At 58.4% G+C, this 14,265-nt stretch carries 20 protein-coding genes and 1 tRNA gene; all 21 read right to left on the bottom strand.

Going from position 1 to position 14,265, the window contains the following annotated elements:
- Window positions 1-14: 14 nt before the first annotated feature.
- Window positions 15-797 carry a CheR family methyltransferase gene (locus ABEV74_RS02670; protein ID WP_430143246.1) on the bottom strand — a complete coding sequence of 261 codons (783 nt, stop codon included), beginning with the start codon at window positions 795-797 and terminating at the stop codon, window positions 15-17.
- Between the two features lie 34 nt (window positions 798-831).
- On the bottom strand, window positions 832-1,275 hold the full coding sequence (gene ndk, locus ABEV74_RS02665) for a nucleoside-diphosphate kinase (RefSeq protein WP_430143244.1): 444 nt from the start codon (window positions 1,273-1,275) through the stop codon (window positions 832-834).
- Window positions 1,276-1,305: 30 nt separating this feature from the next.
- Window positions 1,306-2,280 carry a heptaprenyl diphosphate synthase component II gene (hepT, locus tag ABEV74_RS02660; RefSeq protein ID WP_430143242.1) on the bottom strand — a complete coding sequence of 325 codons (975 nt, stop codon included), beginning with the start codon at window positions 2,278-2,280 and terminating at the stop codon, window positions 1,306-1,308.
- The gene (locus tag ABEV74_RS02655) at window positions 2,277-3,137 is read right to left on the bottom strand and encodes a menaquinone biosynthesis protein (RefSeq protein ID WP_430143240.1); all 861 of its coding nucleotides are present in this window, start codon (window positions 3,135-3,137) and stop codon (window positions 2,277-2,279) included. Before ABEV74_RS02655 ends, hepT begins: the two co-directional genes overlap by 4 nt.
- Entirely contained in the window at window positions 3,127-3,759 is a 633-nt protein-coding gene (locus tag ABEV74_RS02650) for a UbiX family flavin prenyltransferase (protein WP_430143272.1), read from the bottom strand. Before ABEV74_RS02650 ends, ABEV74_RS02655 begins: the two co-directional genes overlap by 11 nt.
- Window positions 3,756-4,634 (bottom strand): UbiA-like polyprenyltransferase, encoded by an 879-nt coding sequence (locus ABEV74_RS02645; RefSeq protein WP_430143239.1) that lies wholly within the window; start codon window positions 4,632-4,634, stop codon window positions 3,756-3,758. The genes ABEV74_RS02650 and ABEV74_RS02645 overlap by 4 nt, the downstream gene beginning before the upstream one ends.
- Entirely contained in the window at window positions 4,631-5,347 is a 717-nt protein-coding gene (locus tag ABEV74_RS02640; protein ID WP_430143237.1) for a demethylmenaquinone methyltransferase, read from the bottom strand. The genes ABEV74_RS02645 and ABEV74_RS02640 overlap by 4 nt, the downstream gene beginning before the upstream one ends.
- Before the next feature lie 10 nt (window positions 5,348-5,357).
- Window positions 5,358-6,227 carry a heptaprenyl diphosphate synthase component 1 gene (locus tag ABEV74_RS02635; RefSeq protein WP_062492754.1) on the bottom strand — a complete coding sequence of 290 codons (870 nt, stop codon included), beginning with the start codon at window positions 6,225-6,227 and terminating at the stop codon, window positions 5,358-5,360.
- Window positions 6,228-6,341: 114 nt separating this feature from the next.
- A complete protein-coding gene (locus tag ABEV74_RS02630; RefSeq protein ID WP_430143235.1) occupies window positions 6,342-6,923 on the bottom strand; it encodes a hypothetical protein in 582 nt (193 codons plus the stop codon).
- 115 nt (window positions 6,924-7,038) lie between these two features.
- Window positions 7,039-7,260, bottom strand: coding sequence for a trp RNA-binding attenuation protein MtrB (gene mtrB, locus ABEV74_RS02625; protein WP_062492752.1), 222 nt, complete (start codon window positions 7,258-7,260; stop codon window positions 7,039-7,041).
- Between the two features lie 78 nt (window positions 7,261-7,338).
- Window positions 7,339-7,415, bottom strand: a tRNA-Pro gene (locus tag ABEV74_RS02620).
- A gap of 133 nt (window positions 7,416-7,548) precedes the next feature.
- Complete coding sequence (locus ABEV74_RS02615) at window positions 7,549-7,824, bottom strand: HU family DNA-binding protein (RefSeq protein WP_062492751.1); 276 nt, start codon at window positions 7,822-7,824, stop codon at window positions 7,549-7,551.
- Between the two features lie 255 nt (window positions 7,825-8,079).
- Window positions 8,080-9,558, bottom strand: a complete 1,479-nt coding sequence (spoIVA, locus tag ABEV74_RS02610) for a stage IV sporulation protein A (RefSeq protein WP_062492750.1) — start codon at window positions 9,556-9,558, stop codon at window positions 8,080-8,082.
- Between the two features lie 291 nt (window positions 9,559-9,849).
- Complete coding sequence (locus ABEV74_RS02605; protein ID WP_430143232.1) at window positions 9,850-10,599, bottom strand: hypothetical protein; 750 nt, start codon at window positions 10,597-10,599, stop codon at window positions 9,850-9,852.
- Between the two features lie 30 nt (window positions 10,600-10,629).
- The gene (locus ABEV74_RS02600) at window positions 10,630-10,971 is read right to left on the bottom strand and encodes a 2Fe-2S iron-sulfur cluster-binding protein (RefSeq protein ID WP_062492748.1); all 342 of its coding nucleotides are present in this window, start codon (window positions 10,969-10,971) and stop codon (window positions 10,630-10,632) included.
- Window positions 10,968-11,567 (bottom strand): nucleotidyltransferase family protein, encoded by a 600-nt coding sequence (locus ABEV74_RS02595; RefSeq protein WP_062492747.1) that lies wholly within the window; start codon window positions 11,565-11,567, stop codon window positions 10,968-10,970. The genes ABEV74_RS02600 and ABEV74_RS02595 overlap by 4 nt, the downstream gene beginning before the upstream one ends.
- A gap of 19 nt (window positions 11,568-11,586) precedes the next feature.
- Window positions 11,587-11,883, bottom strand: coding sequence for a 2Fe-2S iron-sulfur cluster-binding protein (locus ABEV74_RS02590; protein ID WP_062492746.1), 297 nt, complete (start codon window positions 11,881-11,883; stop codon window positions 11,587-11,589).
- A gap of 28 nt (window positions 11,884-11,911) precedes the next feature.
- Window positions 11,912-12,094, bottom strand: coding sequence for a DUF2768 family protein (locus tag ABEV74_RS02585; RefSeq protein WP_062492745.1), 183 nt, complete (start codon window positions 12,092-12,094; stop codon window positions 11,912-11,914).
- Window positions 12,095-12,228: 134 nt separating this feature from the next.
- Complete coding sequence (locus tag ABEV74_RS02580; RefSeq protein WP_062492744.1) at window positions 12,229-12,504, bottom strand: stage VI sporulation protein F; 276 nt, start codon at window positions 12,502-12,504, stop codon at window positions 12,229-12,231.
- 122 nt (window positions 12,505-12,626) lie between these two features.
- Complete coding sequence (locus tag ABEV74_RS02575; RefSeq protein ID WP_430143230.1) at window positions 12,627-13,658, bottom strand: NAD(P)H-dependent glycerol-3-phosphate dehydrogenase; 1,032 nt, start codon at window positions 13,656-13,658, stop codon at window positions 12,627-12,629.
- A 3-nt stretch (window positions 13,659-13,661) separates the two neighbouring features.
- Complete coding sequence (gene plsY, locus ABEV74_RS02570; protein ID WP_430143228.1) at window positions 13,662-14,264, bottom strand: glycerol-3-phosphate 1-O-acyltransferase PlsY; 603 nt, start codon at window positions 14,262-14,264, stop codon at window positions 13,662-13,664.
- Window position 14,265 lies beyond the last annotated feature (1 nt).

Below are 14,265 nucleotides of genomic sequence, written 5' to 3'. Positions count from 1 at the left end.
GAAAACGATATACATCAGGCGCGCAGACGCCGGTAAAAGAACGTGTCGGCCGTCTCCAGCCCGTATTGGCCGGGGCCGAAAATCTGCTCCGTGCTGCCGACGAACAGCAACCCTCCCGGACGGAGCGCTTCGGCAAATTTGCGGTATAGTAGATTTTTCGCTTCATCGGTAAAGTAGATCATGACATTGCGGCAGACGATCAGATCATATGGCCCTCCGAACCGGTCCTCCAGCAAATTGTGACGCCGGAACGTTATCGCCCGCTTTAGCGCGTCGTCAACAACATAACATCCGGACTCCTTCCGGAAATAGCGCTGCAGGCAGTCCGGCGGCACTTCCCGCACCGACCGCTCGTGATAGACGCCGCGCTCCGCCTTCTCCAGCGCTCCGGCATCCAGATCGGTAGCCAGAATCGATGCCCGGCCGAGCGCCCCGAGCTCGGACAACAGCATCGCGAGCGTATACGGCTCTTCGCCGGTCGAGCAGGCGGCGCTCCATATGCTTACGTTTCCGCGCTGCGCCAGCATTTCCGGCAAAAACCGCTGCCGCAGCGTCTCCCAACGGCCCGGATTGCGCCAAAATTCCGATACGTTGATCGTCATCCGGTCCAGAAACTCGCCCATCAGCGCCTTGTCTTTCTGCATCGCTTCCCAGAAAGCCTCAAAGCTGCCGTAGCCGTGCTTCATGCGAAGCGTCGTCAGCCTGCGCTTCATCTGCGTTTCCTTGTACAGCGACAGATCGATAGCCGTCCGTTCCTTAACCCGCTGCACAAACCATGCGAAATCCCGGTCTTCCAATCCGATCCCCCGTTTCCCCGCTCCCCGCCGGCCTTCAGATCCAGCGCTGAATCGTATGCTCGTAGCTTACCAGCTCGTCTTCGCGGAAGAAAATCGCAATTTCGCGTTCCGCATTTTCGGGAGAGTCGGAGCCGTGTATCAGATTGAAATTCGTATGTACGGCATAGTCGGAGCGTATCGTGCCCGGCAGCGCCTCCAGCGCGTCGGTCTTGCCGATGATCGCGCGGCAGAGGGCGATCGCCTGATCGCCTTCCCATACCATGGCGAACGACGGGCCCGACGTAATGAAGTCGAGCAGCGGCTCGTAGAACGGCTTGCCTTTATGCTCGGCATAGTGACGAACCGCCATTTCCCGTGTCACTTGCAAAAATTTTGCGGCAACGAGCTTCAGCCCTTTCTTCTCGAAACGGGACACGATTTCACCGATCAGTCCGCGCTGCACGCCGTCCGGTTTGATCATCAGAAACGTTTTCTCCATACGTTTGAACACCTGCCTGAACCCTAATATTTAGTAATTTCGCTTGCCGATGAAATGCGCGATTTCGATCAGATCCCGCTTGGCGGGAATGTCGGGCAACCGCTCGAGGGCGGCCAGCGATTTGGCGATATAGCGGTCGGCCATCTCCTCGGCCGCCGCAATTCCCCGGCTTGCCCGGATCAGCCTGATCGCCTCATCCGTCCCGTCGGTGCCGTCGCTTTCGCGGATGCGCGCGATCGCCTGCAGCAGCTTGTCCCGGACAGCCTCTTCCCGCAGCGCCAACAGCACGGGAAGCGTCATATTGCCCTGACGGATATCGGAACCGGGCGGTTTGCCGAGCTGCTTCTCCGTGCCGCACAAATCCAGCACGTCGTCGCGTATTTGAAACGCCATGCCGACATTGTAGCCGAAACGGTACAACCGGTTCGCGGTAACGCGGTCCGTGTTCGCGGCCACAGCGCCAAGCTGGCAGCTCGTCGCAATGAGAAGCGCCGTCTTGCGCCGGATGCGCAGCAAGTATTGGCGCACGGACTGCTCCGTATTGAAGAAATCCCGAATCTGCTCCATTTCGCCGATGCACATCTCGACCATAGCTTTGGACAAGATCTGGTGGATATGCGGATTGGGCAATTCGGTGACGATCGTCAGCGCCTTGGCGTAAATATAGTCGCCGGTATACATGGCGATCCGATTGTCCCACTTGGACTTCACCGTCATCTGCCCGCGCCGCGTTTCGGCGTCGTCAATGACATCGTCGTGCACGAGCGACGCCATGTGGATCAGCTCCAGCGGCACCGCCACCCGCTCCAGCACGTCGAGCCGGTAATCGCCGAACTTGCCCGACAGCAATACGAATACAGGGCGGATGCGCTTGCCTCCCGCCTTCAACAGATGCAGCGACGTTTCGCTCATCAGGGCGTGGTCGGAGGTGACGCTCTTCTCCAGCTGCTGTTCGATCCGATTCAGATCGCCCTTCATCTTTGCGTACAAATCCAATAGTTTCATTCGTTCACCTGTAGAGCAGATTGTTCTGAAAAGAACTCCATATGCACGTCGCGCTCCAGCAAGCCGAGCTGTCTCGCCAGCCGGAAATACAGCGCAAGGCCTTGCTGCTGCATCGGGCCGAAATCGTAACGAAGCTCGGTGAAATATCGCGCCCAATAGCCCGGTTCGCCGCCGATCGTGCGGCACGCGTCATCGATCAGCGCCTGCGGATTGCCGAGGCTAAGCCTTTTGCTCTCGCGCATCGCCTGCAGCAGGCTGGCGATCGCCTGCGGCCAGCGGGCCGCCGCTTCCTTGCGGACGGCGACGACCGCATAAGTCATCCCGAGTCCCGTCCAGCGATGCCATAATTCCCCCAGATCGAGCACGTGCAGCTTGCCTGCGGACCAGGACGCCCTGATCGCCGGGTCGCCGATCAGAAGCGCCGCGTCGGCGTTTTCCAGCATCGAATCGAGATCCGGCTCCGCCCGTTCGTACTGCGGCTGACCTTCGGCATATTTCGCCATAATGATTTTTAACAGATTGACGGAAGTCGCCGAGGCTGTCGTCAAGGCGATCCGGCCGTTCTTCACCTGCTCAAGCGGCCGCTTCATGAACAGCAGAATGGAATTGACGCGGCCTACGGAACTGACCGACAAATCGGGGAGCAGCAAATAATCTTCACTGTTTTGTGCATAGGCGAACGAGGATATGGCCGAAATATCGGTCTCTCCCTCCCGCAGCGCCCGGTTCAGCTCGGCCGGCACGCGCGAGACGATACGGACGCCGGCTTCGCCCGCATATCCGTCCAGGTGGTGAAAGAGCGGCCAGGCATTGGCATAATCGATTCGTCCAAGCGTCAGCGGACCTTCACGCCCCATTCGGCTCATCTCCCCATCTTCTGTACAATTCATGCCCGATCCCCATTCCGTCCAGCACTTTGCCGACGAGAAAATCGACCATATCCCCGATCGTCTCCGGCCGGTAATAGAATGCGGGCATCGCGGGTACGATACGGACGCCGAGTCTGGCCAGCTTCAGCATATTTTCCAGATGCACCGCATGAAGCGGCGTCTCTCGCGGCACAAGCAGCAGCTTCCGGCCTTCCTTCATCATGACATCGGCGGCCCGGCTCATCAGATCGTCGGATATGCCGTGCGCGATCGAAGCGAGCGTGCCCATCGAACAAGGGATGATGACCATCCCGTCCGTCAAGTAAGAACCGCTGGCGATACTTGCGCCGATATCGGCGTTCGGATGAATGATGAGCCGCTTCTCCTTCATCGGCAGCGCAAATCGCTCCTCGAGCGCCGCCTGACGGCGAACCGTCTGCCAGTCCAGCTCCTCCTTCAGCACGCGCCAGCCGGCCTCGGTGACGACGAGATGGACTTCCGCTTCGGCGCGCAGCAATTCCTCGATAAGCCGAACCGCATAGATCGAGCCGCTCGCGCCGGTTATGCCGACGACCCAGCGCTGCGGGCGGGCGGCCGCCTGATTCATCATGCCCATCGGCTCAGCACCACCAGATCGAACAGCGTAAAGGCAAACAGCACGATGCTGAGCGTTCCGTTCATTGTGAAGAACGCCGTCTGCACTCTGCTCATGTCGCTTGGCTTCACGAGCCAATGCTCATACATCAAAATGCACGCGGCCGCCACCGTTCCGACAAGATAGCCCCAGCTCAAATCCGTCATCCAGAACAGAGCCAGAAAGCCGGTCGCCGTCACGATATGGAAAGCCCGCGCGATACGCAGCGCGCCCTCGACGCCGAAACGGGCGGGAATCGAGTGCAGCCCTTCCTTACGGTCGAATTCGTAATCCTGACAAGCGTAAATGATATCGAATCCGGCAATCCACATAACCACTGACAAGTATAGCAACCATGCCGTCAAACTGAAAGATCCCGTTACGGCGACCCAGCCGCCGAGCGGAGCGAGCCCGATCGTCAAGCCGAGAACGACATGGCAAAGCCACGTAAACCGTTTCGTGTACGAATAGATCACCAGCATAAAGACCGCGATCGGCATCAGTTGCACACAGATCGGATCGAGCCGGTAAGAGGCGTAAAACAACAGCACGAAAGAGATGACGATGAAGAGCAGCACTTCGCCCGAACGGATCAGGCCTGCGGGCAGCGCACGGTTTTCCGTCCGCGGGTTCCGTTTGTCAATCGCGCGGTCGATAAGGCGGTTCAGCCCCATCGCGGCCGTCCGCGCGCCGAACATCGCCAGCAAAATCCAGCCGATTTCCGCCCACGACGGCAAGCGGCCTTCCGTTTCGACAGCGCCGAGCAGAGCGCCGATGAAAGCGAAAGGCAGCGCGAATATCGTATGTTCGAACTTTATCATTTCCAAAAAAATGCGAACTTTGCGAATCATCCTTTTGTCCCCTTTATCCCGATATGCAGTGCGGCAATGCCGCCCGTCAGCGGATACGCCTGCACCCGCTCGAGGCCGATCTCCCGAAATATATCGGCGAGCCGGTTCATGTCGGGGAATTCCTTGAGCGAATCCGGCAGCCATTTGTACTGCTCGTACCGCTTGGCCACCAGCTTGCCGATCAGCGGCAGCAGCCGTTCGAAATAAAAATAATAGACCGACTTGAACGGCTGCCATTCGGGCTTGGACAATTCGAGGCAGACGACCTGTCCCCCCGGCTTCACGACGCGCTTCATTTCGCGCAAAACCTTTACAAGATCGGGCACATTGCGCAGTCCGAAGCCGATCGTCGCATAATCGAACGAATTGTCTGCGAACGGCAAGTCCATCGCATTGCCCCGGACCAGCTCGATCCGGTCCGCCAGACCCGCCTTGCGGATCTTGTCCGCCCCGATGTCCAGCATGTTCTGGCTGAAATCGAGGCCGACGATGCGTCCGTCGCCGCTGGCCCGGCATAAAGCCAGCGTCCAGTCGCATGTGCCGCAGCACAGATCGAGCGCCGATTGGCCCGGCTGCACGTTCATCTTCTTCATCGTAAACTTCCGCCACGCTTTGTGCCGGCGGAAGCTGAGCAGATCGTTCATTTTGTCATATTGCGGCGCAATGCTTTCGAATACGGCATGTACATGCCGTTCCTTCGTCTTGCCATCCATCTTCTTCGGGTCACCTCATCTCGTTGAACGCCGGCACGGACGCCGACAACCGCCGCAGAAACGATTCGCATATCAGGCACAGCTCGCGGACGAGCCGGTCCGATTCGAGCTTTGCGGCAATTTCCCGCAGCTGTTCGACCGAATGGCGCAGCAGGGCGGCGAGCTGATTGCGGATATCGTATTTCCGGATCAGCGAAGCCGCAAATCCCGGCTCGACCGGCTGGGCGGCCAAAAGCCGCTTCTCTTCCTCCGTCCCCTCCTGCATGACATGCCAATACGCCCAGCTGCCTTTAAAGCCTGCGGGCTGATCGCTTCTCAGCCATTCGTCGAGCACGACTTCGCAGCGGCTGAGTCCGGCGAGCAGCTCCAGCCAATACTTCGAATATCTTTCTTCGATCAGCCCCGCGAAGACGCGAAACAGCTCGGCCTTGAGCTCCGCGCTGCAGGCCAAATATTCCTCCGCCGTGACGCGCACTTGCTTCATCCGAACATACAAATTCATCTTCAGCCGGTTGATTTGGCAGATCGCGCCGCTCAGCCGGCGGATCATATCGACCTGCCCGGCTTGCGACAGCAGCTGGTAAAAGCGGCTGCTGAAGTAATCGCCGGCCAGAACTTTCAGCTGTCTCGCCCTCATCGATTTCTCCGGCCGGACGCCGGCCTCCGTATCGATCGTATCGTGCGTGTCCAGGCCGAGCTGCACAAGGGAAACGACAAGCGAATAGAGCTCGCTGAACATGGAAACGCTCGTATTCTGATTCAAAAAAGCGAAGAGCAGCCGGATGCGGGAGTCCGGGAAAGCCGGCAGCTCGGTATAGGTCCGGATCATGTCGTGCTCCACATATTTTCTGGCCATTTCCGGTATGCGGTATTCATTCATCGGGTAAGCCTCCGAACGTAAACGGCAGGACAAGTCCCTGCCGTTCTTTAATCTAAGTTATTATAGCATAACTTGAGCGCCGGCGCATACGTTCTGTCGCTGCCGGCAAGCGAATCATGACGACGGCGGGATCGCTGCGGGCTGAATGGGGCCGAAGCGTTCTTCCCACCCCTTGGCGAACGTCAGCCGCAGACGTTTGCGCCACATGTCATCCGTTACCGGATCGGCGGCATCGAGCTCATCCATGCGGCCCGCCACCCAGTCGTCGGTTCGTCTCGCATCGATGGCGAACAGCATGGCGCCGGACGAATGCGGAGGAGCCCCCGGCGGAGCTTCCTCCATATATCGGACGAGCAGCCGGTTCACGTTCTCCATCTGCGCGAACGACATGCGCAGCAGCTTTTTCACATCGCGAAACCAGACGCCGGGATCTCCTTCGCCTGCCGGCACCATGATGTCGACGGCCAGAACGGCGTTGCGCCAGCCGACCCGGCCGATCTTGTCCGACAATCGCAGACCGATCAGCGCGTCGACAATATTGCCGCCGGTCAGCCGCTTCGCCGTATCGGGGCGAAATACCGCTACCTCGCGCCGCGACGGCGACTCGCGTCCCAACTGCGGCAGCCACGAAATCAAGACAGCCGCCGCCAGCGTTGCCGCGCAGGCCGCCACCAACCCTTTGCCGATCTTCAACATCGGAGCACCTCCCGTTCTAAACAAGCTCTCTTTATCTTATGACGGGATTGTCCGGCGAAGTCCTGATGCGCGCAAAACAAAAGCAGGCACGGATGCCTGCTTTGCTTCGCGCTCGTTATGAATCCGCCTCTACGGTGCCGAACTTCGTATAGATCGTCGCTTTGCCTCTAATTTTGATCGCCGAAGTATGATCGGTAAATTGCGCGATTAACACTTCCCCTTTATCGAGCTTTTCGGTATGGTGGAATTTGGTGCTCTGCCCGCGCGTCAAGCCGATGACCTGGACGCCGTTGTCATTCGCCTTGACAACGACATACTCGCTCTGCACATCGTCCATCCGAATCCTCCTTCGCCTATTAGCAAAAACTGCCTTCCCGCGTCGGTTGCAGGAAAGCAGCTTTACATCCTTATGTACTGGTCGGAGTAACAGGATTTGAACCTGCGACCTCACCCACCCCAAGGGTGCGCGCTACCAGGCTGCGCTATACCCCGACAGCGACAAAAATTATTCTAGCGAATCGTCGCTCGCTTGTCAATAAGTTTTTTCACAAAAACCGCCGTTCGCGGCCGACTGATGAAGAACGTCCGAATGTTGCCATTCGGACGTAAGTAAGTATGGTGAGCGTTATTTGGAGCAAAGCTCCTTCAGCGACTTGCCCGGTTTGAAAGCGGGAATTTTGCTTGCGGGAATGTCAATTTCCTCTCCGGTTTGCGGGTTCCGGCCTTTACGCGCTTGGCGTTCGCGAACCTCGAAATTCCCAAAACCTACGAGTTGCACCTTGTCTCCGGACTGCAGCGCGTCAGCGATCGCGTCGAATACCGCTTCAACCGCTTTCGTCGCGTCCTTCTTCGACAGGTCGGTCAATTCCGCAACTTTCGTGATCAGATCCGTTTTGTTCATTACTCTTCACCTCCCCTTCAAGCAGCGATGTCGCATCCTATCCTACTGTTTAACCGTTTGTTTTAAAAATATACCTTTATTACTGAACAAACCTATAGTAATACAGCCGTTTGTTAATTTCAAGTAGAAAGCCCCGTTTTTAACGGACGAAACGTCCCACGGCCGTTTCAACACAAAAATCCGCCCCCCTGACCGTGGCTTGACAGGGGAGCGGCGAGCCTTTCCGTTTTCGGGCGCAGAAACTTCGGGCCGGTTTTACAGGATGATGGCGATCAGACCGCCGGAGCCTTCGTTAATAATCCGTCCGAGCGTTTCCTGCAGCTTGTAGCGGGCGTTGTCCGGCATCATCGCGATTTTGCCCTGGATGCCTTCGCGGACGATGGAATGGAGCGACCGTCCGAAAATGTCCGAATCCCAAATTTTGATCGGATCGTTTTCGAAATCCTGCATCAGGTACCGGACCAGCTCTTCGCTCTGCTTCTCGGTGCCGATAATCGGCGCGAATTCGGATTCCACATCGACCCGGATCATATGAATGGACGGCGCCGTCGCTTTCAGACGGACGCCGAAGCGTGAGCCTTGGCGGATCAGCTCCGGTTCGTCGAGCGCCATCTCGGCCAGCGTCGGAGCGGCGATGCCGTAACCGGTCGTCTTGACCATTTCAAGCGCTTCGGAGAACCTGTCGTATTCCCGTTTGGCGTGCGCAAACTCCTGCATCAGCTGCAGCAGATGGTCTTTGCCGCGAATTTCGACGCCGACGACTTCCATCAAAATTTGATCGTACAGCTCGTCGGGCGCGTACAGATCGATTTCGGCCACGCCTTGCCCCATGTTCATGCCGCTCAATCCGGCGCGGGCAATGAAATCGTACTCCATAAACTGGGTGACGACCCGGTCCACATCGCGCAAGCGGCGAATATCTTTCACCGTATCGCGAACCGAGTTTTCGTAATTGCTGCGCAGCCAGTGATTCTCGTTCAGCACCATGACCCAGCTCGGCAGATTGACGTTGACTTCGTGAACGGGGAACTCGTACAGCACTTCGCGCAGCACCGACATGACATCGTCCTCGCTCATCGTGGCGACACTCATCGCCATAACCGGGATGTCGTATTTGGCTTGCAGCTCATTACGCAAATGTATCGTTTCCTCGCTTCGCGGACGGGTCGAGTTGACGATCAGGACGAACGGTTTGCCGACCTCTTTCAATTCCTGCACGACTCGTTCTTCCGCCTCCACATAGGAGCTGCGGGGAATTTCGGCGATCGTTCCGTCTGTCGTTACGACGACGCCCAGCGTCGAGTGCTCTTGAATGACTTTGCGCGTGCCGATTTCGGCCGCTTCCTGGAACGGGATCGGCTCCTCGAACCAGGGCGTCGTAATCATCCGCGGTCCGTTCTCGTCCTCGTATCCTTTGGCGCCTTCGACCGCATAGCCGACACAGTCTACAATCCGGACATTCACTTCCAATCCTTCCGCCACTTTCAACTGCACGGCCTGGTTCGGAACGAATTTCGGTTCGGTCGTCATGATCGTCTTGCCTGCGGCGCTTTGCGGAAGTTCGTCGATCGCACGGACCCGGTCGGCGTCGCTCGTAATATTCGGCAGAACGACCGTCTCCATGAATCGTTTGATAAATGTTGATTTGCCCGTACGGACCGCGCCGACGACGCCGAGATAGATGTCCCCGCCGGTCCGTTCGGCGATGTCCTTGAAAATGTCCACTTTCTCCACTGATAATCCCCTCCCGATAGGTTTTCCGGTCCGCCGCCATCCACGCAGGCAAGAGGGCAGCCAGCGACGCAACTCGTACATACTTTTTGGACTAGTAATATCTTATGTTTCAGCCGGGCGATTATGACGCTTCCTTGCATGAAATCTTGTAAAAGAATCGAGCGATCGAACGAGGTTCCGCAGCCGTTCCTTCCAGAATTGAGATATATGCTAGTTTTGGCCAAAAAAGAACCCTACCGCTCCGATAATTCGAAAGCGATAGGGTTGGATGCCGGTATGATGCTGCGCCGCTTACGGCAATACGGCTTGCGGCTCCCCGCCTGCGAGCCGGTACGCCGGCCCTTTGACCGGCACGAAATCGTATCGGTCGACGAGCAGCCGCCGCAAGTCGTCCGGCAGCGCCTCGGCCGAACCGTTGCTTTCCCGCTGCAGCGTCTGCATGATATCGATGCCGTAGTCGGCAAACACGGTTCCGTTGTCGTGAACGATCGCCTGTATCGGCGCATTCGAGTAAGGACTGACGATCGTCGGTGATTTTTTGTTCATTCGCTCGTAATCGATGTAGTAAAAATCGGGATATGCGCGGTCTCCTTTCGGCACTTCGCCGTTATGGGCGACCATATATCCGTCGACCCACGACTGGATGTCGTTGATTTGCTGGGCGATCCGCAAATCCATCAGCTTGACGAGCGGGTCCGTTTCTTCATCGATGACGAGGAAATAGTAGTGGCCGCCTTCCTCGTACGATACGGCCGGCAGCGCGCTCATATAACCCGTTCGTTTCAGCTTGGCGAAATCGATTACGAACTTTTCGTACAACGGCGTGTCCCGCGTCGCGTTTTTGATCGGGAGCATCCGGGTGTCTTCCATATACTGGTCGATCGCCGATTGCACATTGCGCACCGCCTCCTTGATGCCGGCCGGACGGGTCGCCTGTTCGTCGCCCGGATACAGGCAGCCCGTCAGAAGCAGCAGCACCGCCAAAGCGGCAGCGGCCGAACGGACGGCGCGACCGCCGATGCGAAGTCGCGTTCTTGACATAAGCTCGATCTCCTCCTGTAACTTGCCGCGTTACCATAAATCGTCTTCAGCCTGCCGGGCGAGCTGGCGGCGTACGGCGGCGCGCAGCGGGTCCTCCGGCAGTCCGATTTCGGCCTGGCCGACAACCCGGGCCTGGCAGGCAAGACGCATCCCTTCGTCGGCCAGACCGGCCAGCTTTCTGCGCTCGTTATCCTGCACAGGGGATAGCCCGTCCCCGGCCTTCGCGTATACTTTGCACATCAGACAGGCGGCCTTGCCGCCGCAGCGCGTGCGGATCGCAACGCCGGCTTTGCGGGACGCTTCCAGGACGGAAGTGCCCGGCCGCACGACGATTTTTTTGCCGGAAGGCTGAAACGTCACTTCGCACTTCACCGCCCATCCCCCACTCCCGCATGCTCCAGCCGGCTTCGGACCTGCCGGATCGCTTCCTCGGCCAGATCGTTGCGCGCCTCAAGTTCGTCCAAAATCGGCACGTGCAGCGCCGGCTTCCGGCGTATTTCCGCCGCGATGAGACGCACGCGGTCCTCTCTGCCCCGCAGCATGTTGAACCACAACTCATGGGCGAGCGGCACCACCTTCACGAACCGTTTGCCGACGGCGACCGGTTCGGCATGGCGGTACAGAAACGACCGGACTTCCGTTCGGTACCGGTTTGCGCCGGCACGAACCTCGAAGCCGCCCACCAGCTCAATTGGGACGCCAGCCGCCTCGTAATGGCTGAGCAGCGAACGGTACAATCCGGTTTCGCTGACCGCCGGCACGTCGGTCGCCAGATCGCGCATCGCGATGTGGAGCTCCTCCGCATCCCGGTCATCCGCATACAAATCCAGATCCCGCGGCGGCGACGGCAGACGGATGCCGCGCAGCATCAGCCCGGCGCTGCCGCCGACAAGCCATGCCGGTCCACCTGTGCCGGCCGTTTCGCAGACCATTTCCAGCGCCTGTTCGATACGCCGCCTCTCGTCCATGTCGACACGTCCTTTGCGTTCAAAAATACGGCTTGTTGTGCGCGACAATGCGTCCTGCGCCCGCCTTGACGATTGCCTGGCATCCGAGGCGGTAGCCCTGTTCGAATTCTTCCGGCTCCAGCCGATCCCACTCCGCATCGGTAATCGGCGTAAGCCACTCCGCGCCTTCCACGACGAGACAGCGGCATCTGGCGCAAGTGCCGCGGGTACACGAAAATCCCCAGTCGACGCCGTGCTTTACCGCCAGCTTCAAAATCGATTGTCCCTGTTCCGCCTCGACGACAGCCGTTTTTGTTCTTCCTTTCAGTTCCAGCAAGAAGTCTGCATCCTTTCTGCGGTTTTGCCTAGGTAATAATCGTAAAGACCCCGTATATAAATCCGAGCACGAGCATAACAAACGCCACCAGCGACAGCACGATGCGAACGACGCCTTTCGTTTTGCTCCGGGCGAACGTAATGACCAAAGCGGATAAAGCCATTAAACCGATCCCCAAAAACGAAATCCACATTTTTGTCATGGAATCCACAGTTGAATCGACCCCTGCCCACTATGTAATGAAATTGCATCCTATAATTATAGCATGAACGAAAAAGAAGGACAAAAGCGGCTGCCCCGGCGGTTTTCGCGCCGCCGCGGGTTTCCGCTGTCGTCCTTTCCCCGTTATTTGGAAAGCATCGTTTTCATGAGCGATTCGATATTGTTCATGTTCATGCCGCTCGCTTTGACCGCTTTGATGATTTCCTTGACCGTATTTTCCGACACCGGCACATTGGCCATTGCCGATACTTGCTTGATCAGCTTGCGCAGCTCGGCCTCGTCCTTCATCGTTTCGCTCGTTACGCCGCTGGCAAGCTTCTTGACGGCGTTCTCCGATATTACTTTACCGGTCTTTTTCTTGACCGTGTTCAGGATCTCTTTCGAGAGATTTTTGTTCAAATCGGTTCCTCCTCCCCGCTTTCCGAACCGGAAAGCCGCTTCAGCATCAGGCCGGCCGAGAAGCCGCCTTCCACTGTTAGCATTCTATGAGGAGAGGACGGGATTGGTGTAGGCGCCTGTACTTATAGGCGTTCGAGCTCCCATGTGCGGTCGCGTCCCATGAGCGCTTCGACCGCCGATCTCGGATCTTTGCCCTGGAACAGCACGCGGTACAGCTGCTCCGTAATCGGCATTTCCACCCCGTATTGTCCGGACAGGACATGGGCCGCCTTCGTCGTTCTTACGCCTTCCACGACCATTCCCATCCGTTTCAATACCTCTTCGAGACCGATGCCTTCGGCAAGCATGGCGCCGGCCCGCCAGTTTCGGCTGTGCTTGCTCGTACAAGTTACGACGAGGTCGCCGACGCCGGCGAGACCGGCAAACGTAAGCGGATTGGCTCCCATGGCTGTGCCGAGCCGCGAAATTTCCGCCAAGCCGCGGGTAATGAGCGCCGCTTTGGCATTGTCGCCGAAGCCGAGTCCGTCGGAAAGTCCGGCGCCGAGCGCGATAATATTTTTGATCGTGCCCGACACTTCCGTGCCGACGACGTCCGGATTCGTATAGACGCGAAAGTATCCGTTCATAAAGGCGTCCTGCGCCTGCTCGGCCGCGCGCGCATCCTCGGAAGCGACGACTACGGTAGTCGGCTGGCGAAGCGCCACCTCTTCGGCATGACTCGGTCCGGAGAGCACGACGATGCCGCTCCGCGGCCTCCCGAGCTCCTCGGCCAGCACCTCCGACATCCGCTTCAACGAATCGGCTTCGAACCCTTTCGTCGCATGGACGACAAGCGCCTTCTCGTCGAGATGGGGAGCCGCGGCCCGCGCCACCTCGCGCATCGCGGCAGAAGGCGCTGCGAACAGCGCAAGGGAGGCGCCGCGCAGCGCCTCCGCCATATCCGATGTCGCCCGCAGTCCATCAGGCAGTTCGATCCCGCTCAAATAGCGATTGTTGCGCCGCTCCCGGTTCATGGCGCCGGCATGCTCGGCATTGCGCGTCCACAACGCCGTCTCCCAGCCGTTGTCCGCCAGAACGGCGGCGAGCGCAGTGCCCCAGCTGCCGGCTACGAGTACCGCCGCCTTGCGCGGCAAGATGGCAGTCGAATCGGTCATCCTTTACATCCCTTTCTTTGCTCCGAGCTTGTTTTCGGTTCCTTTGACCAGCTTGACGATGTTGCTGCGGTGACGAACGATCGCGAAGGCGCAAATGATCAGGCTCGCCCATAAAAGCGGAGCCGGGCGATCGAGAATGACGACGAAAACGGGCGTCAGGCAGACGAACAGCAGCGAGCCGAGCGAAACGTAACGGGTAAAGACGATGGACAGAATGGCAATGATGCCGGCAATCAGCGCGGGCAAAAAGGCAATGGAGGCCATCACCCCGATCGTGGTCGCGATCCCTTTCCCGCCCTTGAACCGGAACCAGACAGGCCAGTTATGGCCGACGATCGCGGCAAGTCCGGCGAGCACCGGAGCCCAGTCGTTACCGTCGCCGAGCCAGCGGCCCAGCCAGACGGCCAGTATTCCTTTGCCGATATCCAGAGCGAGAACGGCGATCGACGGCCCTTTGCCGAGCACGCGCAACGTATTCGTCGCGCCGGCGTTGCCGCTCCCGTGCTGGCGGATGTCGATCCCTTTCACCGCCTTGGCGATCACGATGCTGAATGAGACGGAACCGAGCAAATAACTGATAACTATCGCTATGATCGTATACAACAAA

The organism is Paenibacillus cisolokensis (assembly GCF_050481165.1).
GTDB classification, from domain to species: Bacteria; Bacillota; Bacilli; order Paenibacillales; family Paenibacillaceae; genus Paenibacillus_AH; species Paenibacillus_AH cisolokensis.
The sequence above is the reverse complement of the archived record's forward strand: the minus strand, read 5'-3'. Positions and strand labels throughout refer to the sequence as shown.